15 protein-coding genes and 1 riboswitch are annotated in these 14735 nt (G+C 64.6%); of the genes, 4 read left to right on the top strand and 11 right to left on the bottom strand.

Features of this window, described 5'->3' with window-relative positions; genetic code table 11:
• Nucleotides 1–4: 4 nt before the first annotated feature.
• On the bottom strand, nt 5–1477 hold the full coding sequence (locus B7X65_RS20990) for a M20 family metallopeptidase (RefSeq protein ID WP_293596214.1): 1473 nt from the start codon (nt 1475–1477) through the stop codon (nt 5–7).
• 165 nt (nt 1478–1642) lie between these two features.
• Here B7X65_RS20990 and B7X65_RS20985 point away from each other — a divergent pair, with 165 nt between their 5' ends.
• A complete protein-coding gene (locus B7X65_RS20985; RefSeq protein WP_293596213.1) occupies nt 1643–2470 on the top strand; it encodes a DUF72 domain-containing protein in 828 nt (275 codons plus the stop codon).
• Here the strand turns inward: B7X65_RS20985 and B7X65_RS20980 are convergent.
• The 5 genes from B7X65_RS20980 to B7X65_RS20960 all read right to left on the bottom strand — a co-directional run bounded on the left by B7X65_RS20980 (nt 2454) and on the right by B7X65_RS20960 (nt 8295).
• Nucleotides 2454–4289 (bottom strand): SulP family inorganic anion transporter, encoded by a 1836-nt coding sequence (locus tag B7X65_RS20980; protein WP_293596212.1) that lies wholly within the window; start codon nt 4287–4289, stop codon nt 2454–2456. The genes B7X65_RS20985 and B7X65_RS20980 overlap by 17 nt on opposite strands.
• A 38-nt stretch (nt 4290–4327) precedes the next feature.
• Entirely contained in the window at nt 4328–5707 is a 1380-nt protein-coding gene (chrA, locus tag B7X65_RS20975) for a chromate efflux transporter (RefSeq protein WP_293596211.1), read from the bottom strand.
• A gap of 16 nt (nt 5708–5723) precedes the next feature.
• Entirely contained in the window at nt 5724–6323 is a 600-nt protein-coding gene (gene metW / locus B7X65_RS20970) for a methionine biosynthesis protein MetW (protein ID WP_293596210.1), read from the bottom strand.
• On the bottom strand, nt 6317–7486 hold the full coding sequence (locus tag B7X65_RS20965) for a homoserine O-acetyltransferase (RefSeq protein WP_293596241.1): 1170 nt from the start codon (nt 7484–7486) through the stop codon (nt 6317–6319). The genes metW and B7X65_RS20965 overlap by 7 nt, the downstream gene beginning before the upstream one ends.
• Nucleotides 7487–7728: 242 nt before the next feature.
• Nucleotides 7729–8295, bottom strand: a complete 567-nt coding sequence (locus B7X65_RS20960) for a TMEM165/GDT1 family protein (RefSeq protein WP_293596209.1) — start codon at nt 8293–8295, stop codon at nt 7729–7731.
• Nucleotide 8296: 1 nt separating this feature from the next.
• Nucleotides 8297–8497, bottom strand: a riboswitch (yybP-ykoY riboswitch).
• Nucleotides 8498–8650: 153 nt separating this feature from the next.
• Here B7X65_RS20960 and B7X65_RS20955 point away from each other — a divergent pair.
• Nucleotides 8651–9853, top strand: coding sequence for an ammonium transporter (locus B7X65_RS20955; RefSeq protein WP_293596208.1), 1203 nt, complete (start codon nt 8651–8653; stop codon nt 9851–9853).
• 85 nt (nt 9854–9938) lie between these two features.
• On the opposite strand, the gene B7X65_RS20950 is transcribed toward B7X65_RS20955, so the two are convergent.
• From B7X65_RS20950 to B7X65_RS20930, 5 genes are all read right to left on the bottom strand, one after another.
• Nucleotides 9939–10397 (bottom strand): DoxX family membrane protein, encoded by a 459-nt coding sequence (locus B7X65_RS20950; RefSeq protein ID WP_293596207.1) that lies wholly within the window; start codon nt 10395–10397, stop codon nt 9939–9941.
• Nucleotides 10397–11224 (bottom strand): putative DNA-binding domain-containing protein, encoded by an 828-nt coding sequence (locus tag B7X65_RS20945; protein ID WP_293596206.1) that lies wholly within the window; start codon nt 11222–11224, stop codon nt 10397–10399. The genes B7X65_RS20950 and B7X65_RS20945 overlap by 1 nt, the downstream gene beginning before the upstream one ends.
• The gene (locus B7X65_RS20940) at nt 11221–12108 is read right to left on the bottom strand and encodes a DUF692 domain-containing protein (protein WP_293596205.1); all 888 of its coding nucleotides are present in this window, start codon (nt 12106–12108) and stop codon (nt 11221–11223) included. Before B7X65_RS20940 ends, B7X65_RS20945 begins: the two co-directional genes overlap by 4 nt.
• A 65-nt stretch (nt 12109–12173) precedes the next feature.
• Complete coding sequence (locus B7X65_RS20935) at nt 12174–12479, bottom strand: DUF2282 domain-containing protein (protein WP_293596204.1); 306 nt, start codon at nt 12477–12479, stop codon at nt 12174–12176.
• A 136-nt stretch (nt 12480–12615) separates the two neighbouring features.
• Nucleotides 12616–13218, bottom strand: a complete 603-nt coding sequence (locus tag B7X65_RS20930) for a peroxiredoxin (RefSeq protein WP_293596203.1) — start codon at nt 13216–13218, stop codon at nt 12616–12618.
• Between the two features lie 142 nt (nt 13219–13360).
• Here B7X65_RS20930 and B7X65_RS20925 point away from each other — a divergent pair, with 142 nt between their 5' ends.
• Together B7X65_RS20925 and B7X65_RS20920 are read left to right on the top strand one after the other, a co-directional pair.
• Nucleotides 13361–13927, top strand: a complete 567-nt coding sequence (locus B7X65_RS20925) for a sigma-70 family RNA polymerase sigma factor (protein ID WP_293596202.1) — start codon at nt 13361–13363, stop codon at nt 13925–13927.
• Between the two features lie 9 nt (nt 13928–13936).
• Nucleotides 13937–14179, top strand: a complete 243-nt coding sequence (locus B7X65_RS20920; protein ID WP_293596201.1) for a zf-HC2 domain-containing protein — start codon at nt 13937–13939, stop codon at nt 14177–14179.
• The last annotated feature ends 556 nt before the right edge of the window (nt 14180–14735 follow it).

The raw sequence follows: 14735 nt of genomic DNA, 5'->3' as shown, positions 1-14735 counted from the left end.
CGGTTCAAGGCATGCGCGCGATGACGGACGCGACGGCTGCGGTGATTTTCTTGGCATACGGCACATGCAGGAATTCGTTGGGGCCATGTGCATTGCTCTTCGGACCCAACACGCCGCAGACCATCATCTGTGCCTTCGGAAAACCCTGGCTCAGCATGTTCATCAGCGGAATCGTGCCGCCCTGGCCGATGGTGCCGCAAGGCGCCCCATAAAAAGTCTGTGAGGCTTCGTTGAGCGCCTGCTCGAACCAGGGTGAGGTGGTAGGCGCATTCCAGCCGGTGGCGCCGCCGGCACTTTCAAAAGTGACTTTGGCCTGGTAGGGCGCGTTGTCTTCGAGCAGGGTCTTGAGCTCCTGCACTGCGCTGGCGGCATCCACCAGCGGCGGCAGGCGCAGCGACAGCTTGAAGGCGGTGTAAGGCCGCAGCACATTGCCGGCGTTGCCCATTTCGGGAAAACCGTCGGCACCGGTCACGCTCAGCGTCGGCTTCCAGGTGCGGTTGAGCAGGGCCTCGACCGGGTCGGTGGTGGTCGGCAGCGCAAACGTGGTGGCGCCGCCGCAGTCGTAATGCGCCCACGGGAAACGCTTGTAGATCTGGTCGCCGAGGATTTGCGCGGTGGCCTTGGCCTGCTGCAGGCGCTCGGCCGGGATCTCGCAGTGAAAACTTTGCGGCAGCAGGCGCCCCGTCTTGCTGTCCTCAAGCCGGTCCAGCACCTGGCGCATGATGCGAAAGCTCGAGGGCACCAGGCCGCTGGCATCGCCCGAATGCACACCTTCGGTGAGGATCTCGACCTTGAGCACGCCGCTGGCCATGCCGCGCAGCGAGGTGGTCAGCCAGAGCTGGTCGTAGTTGCCGGCACCCGAGTCCAGGCAGATCACCAGGCCCACGTCACCGAGCCGCGTGCGCAAGGCATCGACATAAGGCAGCAGGTCGTAGGAGCCGCTTTCCTCGCAGGTTTCCACGAGACCGACGATGCGCGGGTGCGGCACGTTCTGCGCCTTCAAGGCCTGGATCGCGGCGATGCTGGCGTACACCGCATAACCGTCGTCGGCGCCGCCGCGGCCGAACAGCTTGCCGTCTTCGTACTTGGGCGTCCAGGGGCCCAGGTCGTTGCGCCAGCCGGTGAACTCGGGCTGCTTGTCGAGGTGACCATACATCAAGACGGTTTCCGTGGCACCCGCTTTAGTCGCCGGCACCTCGAAAAACAGCACCGGCGTGCGGCCTTCCAGCCGGACGATCTCGAGCGTCAGTCCCTGGACCTTTTGCGCTTCCACCCAGGCGGCGGCATTGCGCAGCACGGTTTCGATGTGGCCGTGGCCGGCCCAGTCGGCATCAAAGGACGGCGACTTGGCGGGAATGGTGATGTAGTCGGTGATCTGCTTGACGATGTCGCCGTCCCACTGGGCGCTGACCTGGGACAGGGCCTGGGCGGCGTCAAGCACGCTGGCGGGAATTTCTCGATGCAGGGGGGCGTTCATGAATACACTCCGGGAAATGGGGTTCAGCGGGACGGTCCGGCTGAACTGTCACTGTAACCGTGCTGCGCACATCGTGCCAGACTGTCCTTCGGGGAACGCCGCACATCAGGGCATTGTCCGGGACCATCGCGAAAACGTCATCCCCTGTTTGCGGGAGTATCTGCCTTGAAAACATCCGGAAATCCTCTTCCCGCCATTCGCGTCGGCATTGGCGGCTGGACCTACGCGCCCTGGCGCGACAACTTCTACCCGGCCAGACTGCCGCAGAGCCAGGAGCTGGGTTACGCCAGCCGGCAGCTGACCGCCATCGAGGTCAACGGCACCTACTACAGCACCTTCAAGCCGCCGACCTTTGCCAAATGGCGCGATGAAACGCCGGACGGCTTTGTGTTCTCGCTCAAGGCCAGCCGCTTCACCACGAATCGCCGGGTTCTGGCCGAAGCCGGTGATTCCATCGAACGGTTTGTCGGCAGCGGCATCAGCGAACTCGGTGACAAGCTCGGCCCCATCGTCTGGCAGTTCATGCCAACCAAGGTGTTTGATGCGGAGGATTTCGGGGCTTTTTTGGCGCTGCTACCGAAGACCGTCGATGGCCGCCAGCTGCGCCACGTGCTCGATGTGCGCCACCCCAGCTTCATGACGCCGGACTACCTGGCACTGGCGCGCAAGCACCACTGCGCGACGGTGTTCACCGATTCGCCCGACTTTCCGTCCTTTGCGGACCTGACGTCTGATTTCGTGTATGCCCGGCTGATGCGCAGTGATGCCAGGCTCAAGAACGGTTATGCACCCAACGCCCTTGACGCCTGGACAGCGGCGGCCCAGGCTTGGGCGCAAGGCGGCGAGCCGTCGGACCTGCCGCGGGTGGAGGCCGCAAAAGACAAGGGCGCGCCCAAAGACGTGTTTGTGTTTTTCATCAGCGGCGCCAAGGAGAAGGCGCCGGCGGCCGCCACCGGTCTGCTGCAGCGCCTGGGCTTCACGCCACCGGCATAGGGCGCGCTGCGTCGCCCACGGGATCCGGCCCGGGCACGCTGCGGCACTCCTCGAAAATACGCGCCGTGCATGACCGGCAGATGGCCGGGTCCAGGCGCGTGAAAATCGTGGCGATCGCGCTGCGCTTGTCGGGGAACTGGTGCTCGGGTCCGAGCAGCCGCGTGAACCCGGTGGTCTGCCACATCTGGATGACTTCGGGTCGCGGGCGGTGAAAGTACAAATCGCCCCCCATCGCCCGGCGTGCGTTGAGTTCCGCTTCCCACAGCTGGGCACCGGCCAGGTCGATGAAGTTCATGCTTTTGCCCATCACCAGCAGGTGTTTTTGCGGATGGCGCGCATGACGCAAGGCGTGCAGGGTGTCGGCCACATGCTGGGTCGCGCCGAAATACACCTCGCCCTCCATGCGCAGCAGCTTGAGCTGCGGGCATTCCGGCAGTGGCGTTGCGCTGTCGGCCAGCACCACAAACTGCCGGTCCGGCGCCCGGCTGTCGAAGCCCATGGTGCGCATGGCGGGTTTGGACGTGCGGTACAGAAAGGACATCAGCGACAACAGCGTGCCCAGCAGGATCGCGATCTCCAGCCGGATGCTGACGGTCGCCACCAGCGTGGCCAGCGCCACGCCGAATTCGGTTCGGCTCAGGCGGAACAACTGCCGCCAGCGCCCGACGTCCAGCAGCGAGACGGCCACCAGCACCAGCAGCGCCGCGAGCGCCGCCATCGGGATCTGCGCCAGCAGCGCCGCACTGACGGCGACCAGGCCCAGCAGCAGCAGGGCCGAGAACACCGCCGCCAGCGGCGTGCGCGCGCCGGCCTCCAGATTCGGCATGGACCGGTTCAGCGAACCGCAGGACACGTAAGACGAAAAGAAGCCGCCGATGATGTTGGACAGGCCCTGGCCGCGGAACTCGCGGTTGGCGTCGATGCGCTGGCCGGAGCGCGCGGCCACCGCCTTGGCGATCGAGATCGACTGACCCAGCGCCACGATGGTCAGCGCAAACGCCAGCCCCAGCAGCTCGGACAGCGCCGACCAGCTCACGCTGGGGATGGCAAATTTCGGCCACGGCGTGGTGATCTGCCCGACTGTGCGCAGCGGCAGCGGCGTTGCGCTGACATACGTCGTCCAGACCCAGGCCAGGGCCGTCGCCGCCACCAGCCCGGCCAGCATGGACGGCCAGCTGGGGCGCAGCCGCCGCACCAGCAGGGCCACGGCCACCGTCACGCCGGCCACGGCGAGCGCCGCCGGCTGCACCGACCGGACCATCGTGGCCACATGCAGCAGCACCGCGGCCGCCCCATGGTCGGTCGCCGCCGGCAGGCCCAGCAGATCAGGCAGGGCGTACACCGCGATCAACACCGCCGCCCCCGAGGTGAAACCGAACAGCGCCGCAGGCGAGATGAAGTTGGCCAGGGAACCCAGCCGCAGCGCACCAATCAGCCATTGCATGACGCCCACCATCACCGTGACCGCCAGCGCCATCTGGATGTAGCCCGGGCTGAAGGCCAGCGCCAGCGGCGAAAGCATGGCAAACAGCGCCAGCGAATTGGCATTGGTCGGACCCGACATCACATGCCAGCTCGAGCCGAACAGCGCGGCAATGATGCAGGGGATGATGGCGGTGTACAGGCCGTATTCGGGCGGCAGGCCGGCCAGCGTGGCAAAGGCAATGCCCTGCGGCAACACCAGCACCGCGCCCAGCAGGCCCGCCATCAGGTCGGCGCGCAGGCTCGCCGGCGTCACCTGGTGCACCCAGTGGCCGAACAGCCGCTCAAACAGCTTCAGCGCCGGGGCTGTGTGTGTGTTTTCCGGAGGGCCTTGCATGGGCTGGAGCATAACGCGGCGCGTGTGGCACGCCGCCCTCAGGCCAGGCCGCCCAGGCGCAGCAGCAAGCCGGCCACCGCGCTGGCGGCGATGACCGGAATCACACCCACCTTGTAGCGCAGCAGCGCCACGCTGGCCGCGGCCATGATGGCCAGCGCCGGCCATGCCACATTGGAAGGAAAACCGCCCGTCGCGCCCGTCGGGAAAGCGACATGCGCTATAAAAAACAGAGCAAGACTGGCAATCACGCCGACCACGGCGGCCGTGATGGCCGCCAGCGGCGCGGTGAAATGGAGCTTGCCGTGGGTGGACTCCACCAGCGGTCCGCCCGCCAGGATAAAAATGAACGATGGCAAAAAGGTGAACCAGGTGACCAGCAGCGCCGCCAGCGCCGCGCCCTGGAACAATGCGTCCGGCCCCAGCACCTCCTTGGTCCAGCCACCGACAAAAGCCACAAAAGCCACCACCATGATCAGCGGGCCCGGCGTGGTTTCGCCCAGCGCCAGCCCATCGATCATCTGCGGCCCGCTGAGCCAGCCGAACTGCTCGACCGCGCCCTGGTAGACATAGGGCAGCACCGCATAGGCACCGCCAAAGGTCAGCAGCGCCGCCTTGGTAAAAAACCAGCTCATCTGCGTCAAGGCGCCGTGCCAGCCCTGCCAGGCGACCAGTGCCCCCATGGGCAACAGCCAGAGCGCGGCGCCCACCGTCAGCACCCGGGCCAGCCGCCCCATGCTGAAGCGCGCGTGGCCGGGCGTCGGCGTGTGGTCGTCGATCAGCGCAGGCACATGGACCAGCACCGTGCCGCCATGTCCACCACCGACAGCAAACTGCCCGGGCGCAAAACGCGCGCACAGCCAGCCGGTCAGCGCGGCGCCCAGCACCACCCAGGGGAAAGGCACATGCAAAAACGCAATCGCTACGAAACTGATAGCAGCTACCGCCCAAGGAACGGGGGCTTTGGCCGGATTTCTCAATGACTTGCTGCCGATGCGGTGCACCGCCTGCAGCACAATCGCCGCCACGGCCGGCTTGATGCCGTCAAACATCCCGGCGACCAGCGGCACGTCGCCAAACGCCACGTAAATCCAGCTCAGCGCGATCAGGATAAACAGCGACGGCAGCACGAACAGCGCACCCGCCACCACGCCGCCCCAGGTCCGGTGCATCAGCCAGCCGATGTAGGTAGCCAGCTGCTGCGCCTCCGGCCCCGGCAGCAGCATGCAGTAGTTGAGTGCGTGCAGAAAACGCTTCTCCGAGATCCAGCGTTTCTGCTCGACCAGCTCGCGGTGCATGATGGCAATCTGCCCGGCCGGCCCGCCGAAACTGATGAAACCGAGCTTGAGCCAGAACCGGAAGGCTTCGGCAAACGGGACGCCGGCAGGCGATGCAATCCGGGCGTCGGCGTCAGCGGTCATGAGCGGACCCGGATTTTCAGCCGTGCTGGAACTTGAACACCGCGCGGCTGGCGCGGGCGTTCGGCCAGAAGCGGACTTCCCGGCCATCCTGCAGGCCAAAGGCGTCCAGAATGTGGAGCCGGTTTTTCAGCGCCAGCGCCGCAAAATCGCGCAGGGTGCCGACCCGGATGTTCGGTGTGTCGTACCACTGGTAGGGCAACACCCTGGTGACCGGCATGCGGCCGCGCAGCACCGCCAGGCGGTTCGGCCAGTGGCCGAAATTGGGAAAGGCGACGATGCCGGTGCGGCCCACGCGCGCCGTCTCGCGCAGCATGACCTCGGCATTGCGCAGGTGCTGCAGGGTGTCGATCTGCAGCACCACGTCAAAACTCGCGTCGCCGAACATGGCCAGGCCTTCGTCGAGGTTGAGCTGGATCACGTTGACGCCACGCGCCACGCAGGCCTGGATGTTGGCGTCGTCTATCTCCACGCCATAACCGGTGCAGCCGCGTTCGCGGATCAGGTGGTCGAGCAGGGCGCCGTCGCCGCAACCGAGGTCCAGCACGCGTGAACCCGGGGGCACGAGGCGGGCTATCAGGCGCTGGTCGGCGGACAGCTGGGGCGTCGACTTCAGCATGGCGCCACCTTGCTCTCGAAATAGGAGCGGACCACGCCCAGATAGCGGGGGTCGTCGAGCAAAAAGGCATCATGGCCGTGTGGCGCATCGATCTCGGCATAACTCACGTCGCGCTGGTTGTCGAGCAGGGCCTTGACGATTTCGCGGCTGCGCGCGGGCGAAAACCGCCAGTCGGTCTTGAAACTCACGAGCAGGAATTTGGCCCGCGCTGGCGCCAGCGCCGGTGTGAGTTTGCCGCCGTGCTCTGCGGCCGGATCGAAATAATCGAGCGCCCGCGTGATCAGCAGATAGGTGTTGGCGTCGAAGTATTCGCTGAACTTGTCGCCCTGGTAACGCAGGTAACTTTCGATCTGGAACTCGACATCCTGGGTGGAGAATTTGTAGCCGCTGGCATGACCCAGAGCCACTTCACGCAGCTGTCTTCCGAATTTTTCGTTCATCACGTCATCACTGAGGTAAGTGATGTGCCCGATCATGCGGGCGATGCGCAGGCCGCGCTGCGGCAACACGCCATGGCGCCCGTAGTGCCCGCCATGAAAGTCCGGGTCGGTCACGATGGCGCGTCGCGCCACTTCGTTGAAGGCAATGTTTTCGGCGGTCAGGTTGGGCGCGCTGGCCACCACCACCGCATGGCGCACGCGCTCGGGGTACTGCAGTGTCCAGCTCAGCGCCTGCATGCCGCCCAGGCTGCCACCCATCACCGCGGCCAGGGTGGTGATGCCCAGCGCGTCGAGCAGGCGCGCCTGCGCCTGCACCCAGTCCTGCACCGTGACCACCGGAAAGTCGGCGCCGTAGATCTCGCCGCTGTCGGGGTTGCGCTGCATGGGCCCGGTCGACCCGAAGCAGGAGCCCAGGTTGTTCACGCCAATGACAAAAAACACATTGGTGTCCACCGGTTTGCCGGGCCCGATCATGGTGTCCCACCAGCCTTCGGACTTCGGCAGCACCGCACCCTGCGCATCGAGGTAGACGCCGGCCACATGGTGCGAGGCGTTCAGCGCATGGCAGATCAGCACGGCGTTGGACCGGTCGGCGTTGAGCGTGCCGTAGGTCTCGTAACTCAGGTCGTAGGCACGGATGGACGCGCCGCTTTGCAAAGGCAAAACGTCGGCGAAATGCATGGACTGTGGTGTGGCGACTAACAAAACAGAAAGCCCGAACAGAAAACAGTGAACAAAAGAAAACCCGGCATCGCTAAAAGCGAGTCCGGGTTCATGGATGTTCGTCTTTAGCGGTACTTTTTAAGCGCCCGCAAGCTGAGCAAATCGGCGCTAAACAAGTATACCCCCACGCTTTTCACTGCGCCTTCGGCTGCGTGTAATGCGCTGCCCCCCGAGGGGGCCGCTGCGCCTGCGGACTGGCAGAGCCAGATCCGCGGCCCCTGCTTGCAGGAGACACCGATGGATCAAGCCTTGATCAGCAAGGCCGCCAGCCCCAGGCCGGCAAAAATGAGCGCCGACACGACGTGCACCACACGCAGCGGCACCAGCTGCGTAACACGGGCGCCCAGCCAGACCACGGGGGCGTTGGCCAGCATCATGCCCAGGGTGGTGCCGGCGACCACGCCGAACCAGGCGTCATAACGGGCGGCCAGCATCACGGTCGCAATCTGCGTCTTGTCGCCCATCTCGGCCAGGAAAAACAGCATGGCGGTGGTGCCGAACACGCCGAAGCGCGGCAGGCGCCCGTCGGCCGCGTCGTCGTCGAGCTTGTCCGGAATCAGCATCCAGCCCGCCATGGCGAGGAAGGACACGCCGAGGATCCAGCGCATGGTTTGCGGGCTGATCAGGGTGGTCAACCAGGCGCCCAGGGCTCCGGCCATGGCATGGTTGGCGACGGTGGCGACGAAGATGCCCGCCACGATGGGCCAGGGTTTGCGAAAACGGGCAGCGAGGACGAGGGCGAGAAGTTGTGTCTTGTCGCCCATTTCGGCGAGGGCGACGATGCCGGTGGAAATAAGAAAAGCTTCCATGAATGACTCCGGCCGGAAAAAACCCATGACTGCACGACATCCCCGGCCTGAACGGAGGCTGTGCAGTCAAAGGTCTCGCCAAGTCTGAACCGTTTGCGCCATGTCGTCCCTGTGGCAGGACGGACAAGTCTGTTGACGCAAACCCCTCTCGCCCCCGCCGTAACGGCAGGAGGGAAGGAGGCTACTCCCCAATGACAAGCCGCCATTGTAGCGGGCGTCCCGGTCGTCCATGGAGCGGCGGAGCCGTCCAACTTGGTGCGCACCGCTCTGGCGCAGTTTTTGCTTGATTTTGGTGCTATTGCTTTTTTCAACCTGCTTTCGCACTAAAACTGCTCAAACATTCAAAGAGGGGCTTATGGACGCACTAAAACAGGGCTCGGATGCCTTGTTCATCCTGCTGGGCGGCATCATGGTTTTGGCCATGCATGCCGGTTTTGCTTTTCTGGAGCTCGGCACGGTCCGCAAGAAAAACCAGGTCAATGCGCTGGTCAAGATCCTGGTGGACTTCTCGGTGTCCACCGTCGTGTACTTCGTCGTCGGTTACGGCGTGGCCTACGGCACGAGCTTTTTCGTGGGCGCGGACGTGCTGGCCGCCAAAAACGGCTACGAACTCGTCAAGTTCTTCTTTTTGCTGACCTTTGCCGCGGCCATCCCGGCCATCATCTCCGGCGGCATTGCGGAGCGGGCGCGTTTTTACCCCCAGCTGCTGGCCACCGCCGTGATCGTCGGTTTTGTCTATCCTTTTTTCGAGGGCATTGTCTGGAACCAGCATTTCGGCGTGCAGGCCTGGATCAAGGCCCTGACCGGCTCCGAGTTCCATGACTTTGCCGGCTCCATCGTGGTTCATGCGGTCGGCGGCTGGCTGGCCTTGCCGGCGGTGATTCTGCTGGGCGCGCGCAGCAACCGTTACCGCAAGGACGGCGGCATCTCGGCGCATCCGCCATCAAGCATTCCCTTCCTCGCGCTGGGCGCGTGGATTTTGACGGTGGGCTGGTTCGGCTTCAACGTCATGAGTGCGCAGACCATAGACAAGATTTCCGGTCTGGTGGCCGTCAACTCGCTGATGGCCATGGTCGGCGGCACGCTGGTCGCGCTGGCGCTCGGCAAGAACGACCCGGGTTTTGTGCACAACGGCCCGCTGGCCGGGCTGGTGGCCGTGTGTGCGGGCTCGGACCTGATGCACCCGCTGGGCGCGCTGGTCACCGGCGGTGTCGCCGGCGCGGTGTTCGTGCTGATGTTCACGCTGACGCAGAACCGCTGGAAGATCGACGATGTCCTGGGCGTCTGGCCGCTGCACGGCCTGTGCGGCGCCTGGGGCGGCATCGCCGCCGGCATCTTCGGCAGCAAGGCTCTGGGCGGCTTGGGCGGCGTGCATCTCGGCGCGCAGCTGATCGGTACGGTCATGGGCGTGGGCTGGGCGCTGCTGGCGGGCTTCGCGGTCTACGGCCTGATCAAGGCCACCATGGGGCTGCGCCTGAGCCAGGAAGAAGAGTACGAAGGCGCCGACCTGTCGATACACCGCATCGGCGCCACCCCCGACCGCGAGGTCAACTGGTGATGGCCACGATGGTGACCCGCCGCCGTTTGCTCCTGAATTTATAGCATTCTGCGCGCACCCCTATTGGGCTGATGGCCGATTTGGCTTATGAAGTTCGGCGAACCCGCTGCAGGGCCGGCGCCAGCCAGCGGTCCAGCGACCACGGCCCCGCACCGTAAATGGCCAGCCCCGCCAGCAGCGTGCCCCAGAACACATGCTGCTGCAGGGCGGCCGGCGCGATCTCGCTGAGCGAGATCACCGCGACGGCATTGACCACGAACAGGCCCAGCACCAGCAGCACGGGCAGCACCAGTTCACCGGCCGTCCCCATGAGGGCCGCCGCCGCAGGGGGCAACAGGGGCACGTGGTACTCGTCGGTGAACAGGGCCACGGTGGTGTCCCAGTCGCGCAGCTTGGTCAGGCCGGACAGAAAAAAGACCTGCGCAATGTACAGGCGCGCCAGCAAGGCCGCCGCCGGCTGCAGTGTATTGAGGGTCCGGGTCAGCCCGCCCCACGCGTTCAGGCCGCGCGCCAGCCAGGCCGTACGACCATTACTTGTCATCATCATGTGTTTCCTTCGGTGGTTGGCAATGAATGCACGCCCATGACCAGGCCGGTCTGCACCGCCTCGCCCAGCCAGGCATTGAAATCGAAGGGCACGGCATCCGGAGCATCCTCCGACGCCTCCAGGGCGTCGAGCAGGGGCCGGCCGGCCATCAGCGCCTCGAGCAGCCGGTGTTCAGTCCCCGTGCTCACGCGCACGCGGGGCCGCAAGCCCTGGCGCCAGACCAGCACGTGTTCAGCACAGCCCTCCGCCAGCCTTTGTCCGGCCTGTTGCAGGCTGGGACTGCCCGTGAGGTGGGCAGTAACGATGCTGGCCACCGGATAAGGGCTCGCCAGCAAGGCCACGCCCGCGCCCAGGGTGAGCGTGATCCCTGCCGGATCCTCCGTGGCCAGCCATGCAAACGACGCCGAATCGGGCGGCACATCGGCCGCGCTGCCGGCCAGGTGCATGCGCCACTCCAGATGCGCGACATCGGCGAGGTAGGGCTCATCAGCCAGCTGGGCGGACGCCCCGATGAAGCCGCCAAGCAGGTCCCCCCAGCAAGCCATGTCGCCGTAAAGGGGCGGATGGATGGCCCAGAAGTGGCGCGCCAGCGCGACAAAATTTTCCTCGCCGACCAATTGCACCAGCACCGGGTAGGCGGCGGCCAGTGCACGTTCCGCCAGCGCCTGGCCGTTCGCGCGGTAGGCTTGCAGGCCGCGTTGCGAGCGCCGCGCCTGGGCGGCATCCCCGGCAGACAGCCAGCGTGCCAGGCCGGCGCCATCGGTCGCGCCCAGCACCAGCTGCAGCAGGGCCTGCTGCTCCTGCTGGAAGCTGTCGGGCCTCATGCTGCCACCGCGCTGCCCGCCAGGGCTTGCAGCGCGCGGGCGCTGGACGCTTCGTCGAGCAAGACCTGCAGCGGTGGAATGTCGGTATCCCACTCCACGAGGGTGGCCAGGCCGCCCGGCGCCTTGCCAAAACGCGCCAGCGCATGCCGGTAAAGCTGCCAGACCTCGTCGCACACGCGGCTGCCGTGGTCATCGATGACGATGTCACCACAGTCCTTGTGGCCCGCGAGGTGCAGCTCCGCCACCGCGTGCGGCGGTAGCTGGTCCAGCCACGCCATGCAGGCGCGCACCGGGTCGTCCGTGTTGCCCGCCAGCCGCTCGTTGCATGCGTTCACATAAATATTGTTGACGTCGACCAGCAGCCCGCAGCCGCTGCGGCTGGCGAGTGCCGAAAGAAAATCGGGTTCACTCATGTCGGAGGTGTTGAAGTGCACATAGGCGGACAGGTTTTCGACCAGCAGGCGGCGCTTCAGCCGGTCCTGCACCTGCTGCACATTGGCGCACAACACATCCAGCGACTGCCGGTGAAAGGCAAGCGGCAGCAGATCTGCCGCATGCACGGTGGCGCCCCCCCACGGTCCGCGCGCAAACGAGGCATGGTCCGAGACGCGAACCGGCTCGATGCGCTCGACCAGCGCAGCGAGCTGTTCCAGGTGCCAGGGATCAATCCCAACTGCGGAGCCCAGTGCCAGCCCGACGCCATGCAGGCTGATCGGGTAGCGCTGGCGGGCCTCATGCAGGACAGCGAGCGCCGCGCCGCCGCGTGCAAAAAAGTTTTCGGAATGGACTTCCAGGAAGTCCAGCTCCGGTGGTGCCTCGAGCAGGCAGGCATAGTGCGGATGCCGCCAACCTATGCCCGTGGTGAAAAAAGTGGAATCAGTCACAGCCAGAAGGCGACGCCTGTCCAGGGACAGGCTGCTTCGCCCGGATGGGAACAGTCAACAAGCCATCAGCTCTTCTTGTCCATCATCGGCTTGTCCATCATGGCCTTGCCTTTCATCTTCGCCTGGTCGACCGTCATGCCTTTCATGCCGGCGCAAGTGCCTTTGGCCACGTATTTCCATTCACCGGCATCGTCACTGAGCTTGGACTGACCGGCGCAGGAATGGGTACCGGCCAGGTTGGCGCAATCGTTCTGGCCCGCCTTGGCGATGCCGTAACATTTTTCTTTTTCCTGGGCGACAGCGGGTGTGGCCATCAGCATGGTGGACAGCAGGGAAGCTGCAGCTGCAGCAATCAGGGCGCGTTGGTTCATTTGAAATCTCCAGTTGATTCGAACAGGTTAAAAATCCCAACCAGACCCGTGTTGTTTCTCTGTCTGGTTAAAGCTTGGTCTGGCGACTGCCGGCTTTCTTACAGGCTTTTTCTCACCGTGAAAAAAATGCTGGCGGCTACAGCAGGTCGGCAATGCGGTCCCAGGCTTCCGGCGGAATCCGTCCCAGGTAACGCTCGACAATTTTTCCGGACTTGTCGACCAGGTAGCCCGCGGGCAGCTGCGCGTGTTGGCCCAGGTTGTCGCGGTAGCTGCTGTCGCCGGCCCAGAGCTGGACAAACCGCTGCCGGGTCGACACCGTGCGCGAGATGATGGCTTCATAGTCCAGCACGTCCTGCATGCGTGCGTCGGTGCTGACGGCCACCAGCTCGAAGGGTTTGCCGGCCCAGCCTTCGTAGTTGGTCCGCAGCTCGGGCATCTTGTCGCGACACACCGCGCAGCCGGTGGACCAGTACAACACCAGCACCACCTTGCCCTTGAGCGAAGACAGCCTGAAGGGTTTGCCCTCCACCGTTTTGCCTTCAATGTGCGGCGCTGCTGCGGCCACTCGCGCGGCAGCAACACTTTCCGCCTTCATGGAGGACGGCGGTGTTTGCGCCTGCGAGGGTGCAGCCATCCACAGCGCGATGAGGGCGGCCACGGCAAGACCAGAACACGTCCGGCCGGAACGGGAAACGCTGTGAGGGCCAGCGGGGGGTGATGCGCGATGAGCGGTGTCCATGGTGGTGTCCTTGGTGGGTTGCAGCTACAGGCGATGCAAATGACTTCAAATCATTTGGTCGCCGCGCAGCCGGAATCCTTACGCGCCTGCCCACATTATTTTTCTGCACACCCGCGCTGCGGTGCGGCTAGACTTGCCACCCATGGCCACCTTTGAAGAGCAACTGGTTGAACACCGGGTCTACCTCATGCGTTTTGCGAGGCTGCAGCTGCGCAACGATGCCTGGGCGGAAGACGCCGTCTCGGAAACCCTGCTGGCGGCACTGTCCAAGCCGCAATCATTCGGCAACCGGTCGCAACTCAAAACCTGGCTGGTCGGAATTCTCAAGCACAAGGTCATCGACCTGATCCGCAGCCACGCCCGGGAGGTCTCGCTTCCCGACCATGGGGCCGACGACGAAGCCGACGAACTGGACAAGCTCGCCTTCCAGGCCGACGGCCACTTCGCCAGCCCGCCCGGTGACTGGGGCGATCCACAGCAAACCCTGGCGCAAAGCCAGTTTTTCAAGGTCCTCGATGCCTGCGTCGAGCGCTTGCCCCCGGCCCTGGGGCGTTTGTTCCTGATGCGCGAATGGCTGGAGCTGTCCTGCGAAGAAGTCTGTAAGGAACTCTCGCTCACGCCGACCAATCTGTATGTCCAGCTTCACCGTGCCCGCCTGCGTCTGCGCGAATGCCTGGCCATTCACTGGTTTGGCCAACAAGCCCACTGAACGGCCGTCATGAAAATCCAGTCCCTTCCCCTGATGCGCACCTGCAAGCAAGCCGCGGCATTGCTGGTGGCCCGAGAGGACCGCGCCTTGCGCCTGTCCGATACCGTTGCCTTGCGCCTGCACCTGCTGGCCTGCAAGGCCTGCCCGCAATTTGAAAACCAGCTGATCACCATGCGACTGGCGATGGGTCGCTGGCGCAACTATGCGGGTGAGGCAACCAGCCCGGACACGCAAAACCTCAAGCCTGACTGATTCCAGCGCGCCGCGCTGCCACTCCGCTTGGCCCACCGGTGTTCCGACGAACGCGGACTCTCACAAAAGAGCTGGCCATTTGTGTGAGCAGCGTAAAAATTCGTTTTTTGCACTCTGCCACGGTGACACACCCCGACCGCGTCTCCAGAAAAATGCAAGTGGGTACAAACTTTTTGTTTGTCCCATGAAAATCAACGCTCTTTCCTCTTCTGAGGGTCTGTTTTCGGCGCACCGCACCGCCGCCCGGCGCGCCAGCTCCTGCGCTCCGGGGCCAAACCGGCCGCCAGCCCAGTGTTCATGCGGGTCCGCGCGGCCTGGCGATGGCAATATTTGCTTGTCTTCCCCGGGTCGGGCCGCATAACATGAAGGGTGTGGATTCACATCCACACCCTTCAGGTGATCGGTCAGTTTCGCGCGCTACAGCTGTACGTTTGAAGATTGTTGTGCTTTCGGGACTCCATCGCTTTTGTTATTGTGTTTTAGAGGAGTCCCTTCATGGGCAACAAACTTTACGTCGGCAATCTGCCTTACTCCGTCCGCGACGAAGACTTGCAAC

The sequence above is a fragment of the Polaromonas sp. 39-63-25 genome, from assembly GCF_002278925.1.
GTDB lineage: Bacteria > Pseudomonadota > Gammaproteobacteria > Burkholderiales > Burkholderiaceae_C > Polaromonas.
The sequence above is the reverse complement of the archived record's forward strand: the minus strand, read 5'-3'. Positions and strand labels throughout refer to the sequence as shown.

Excerpts from the sequence above, each read along its gene's own strand:
- B7X65_RS20920 (WP_293596201.1), top strand. The coding sequence starts at position 13,937 with ATGAAAATCCAGTCCCTTCCCCTGATGCGCACCTGCAAGCAAGCCGCG.
- B7X65_RS20950 (WP_293596207.1), bottom strand. The coding sequence starts at position 10,397 with ATGATGACAAGTAATGGTCGTACGGCCTGGCTGGCGCGCGGCCTGAAC.
- chrA (WP_293596211.1), bottom strand. The coding sequence starts at position 5,707 with ATGACCGCTGACGCCGACGCCCGGATTGCATCGCCTGCCGGCGTCCCG.
- B7X65_RS20955 (WP_293596208.1), top strand. The coding sequence starts at position 8,651 with ATGGACGCACTAAAACAGGGCTCGGATGCCTTGTTCATCCTGCTGGGC.
- B7X65_RS20960 (WP_293596209.1), bottom strand. The coding sequence starts at position 8,295 with ATGGAAGCTTTTCTTATTTCCACCGGCATCGTCGCCCTCGCCGAAATG.
- B7X65_RS20990 (WP_293596214.1), bottom strand. The coding sequence starts at position 1,477 with ATGAACGCCCCCCTGCATCGAGAAATTCCCGCCAGCGTGCTTGACGCC.
- B7X65_RS20945 (WP_293596206.1), bottom strand. The coding sequence starts at position 11,224 with ATGAGGCCCGACAGCTTCCAGCAGGAGCAGCAGGCCCTGCTGCAGCTG.
- B7X65_RS20980 (WP_293596212.1), bottom strand. The coding sequence starts at position 4,289 with ATGCAAGGCCCTCCGGAAAACACACACACAGCCCCGGCGCTGAAGCTG.
- metW (WP_293596210.1), bottom strand. The coding sequence starts at position 6,323 with ATGCTGAAGTCGACGCCCCAGCTGTCCGCCGACCAGCGCCTGATAGCC.
- B7X65_RS20930 (WP_293596203.1), bottom strand. The coding sequence starts at position 13,218 with ATGGACACCGCTCATCGCGCATCACCCCCCGCTGGCCCTCACAGCGTT.
- B7X65_RS20935 (WP_293596204.1), bottom strand. The coding sequence starts at position 12,479 with ATGAACCAACGCGCCCTGATTGCTGCAGCTGCAGCTTCCCTGCTGTCC.
- B7X65_RS20925 (WP_293596202.1), top strand. The coding sequence starts at position 13,361 with ATGGCCACCTTTGAAGAGCAACTGGTTGAACACCGGGTCTACCTCATG.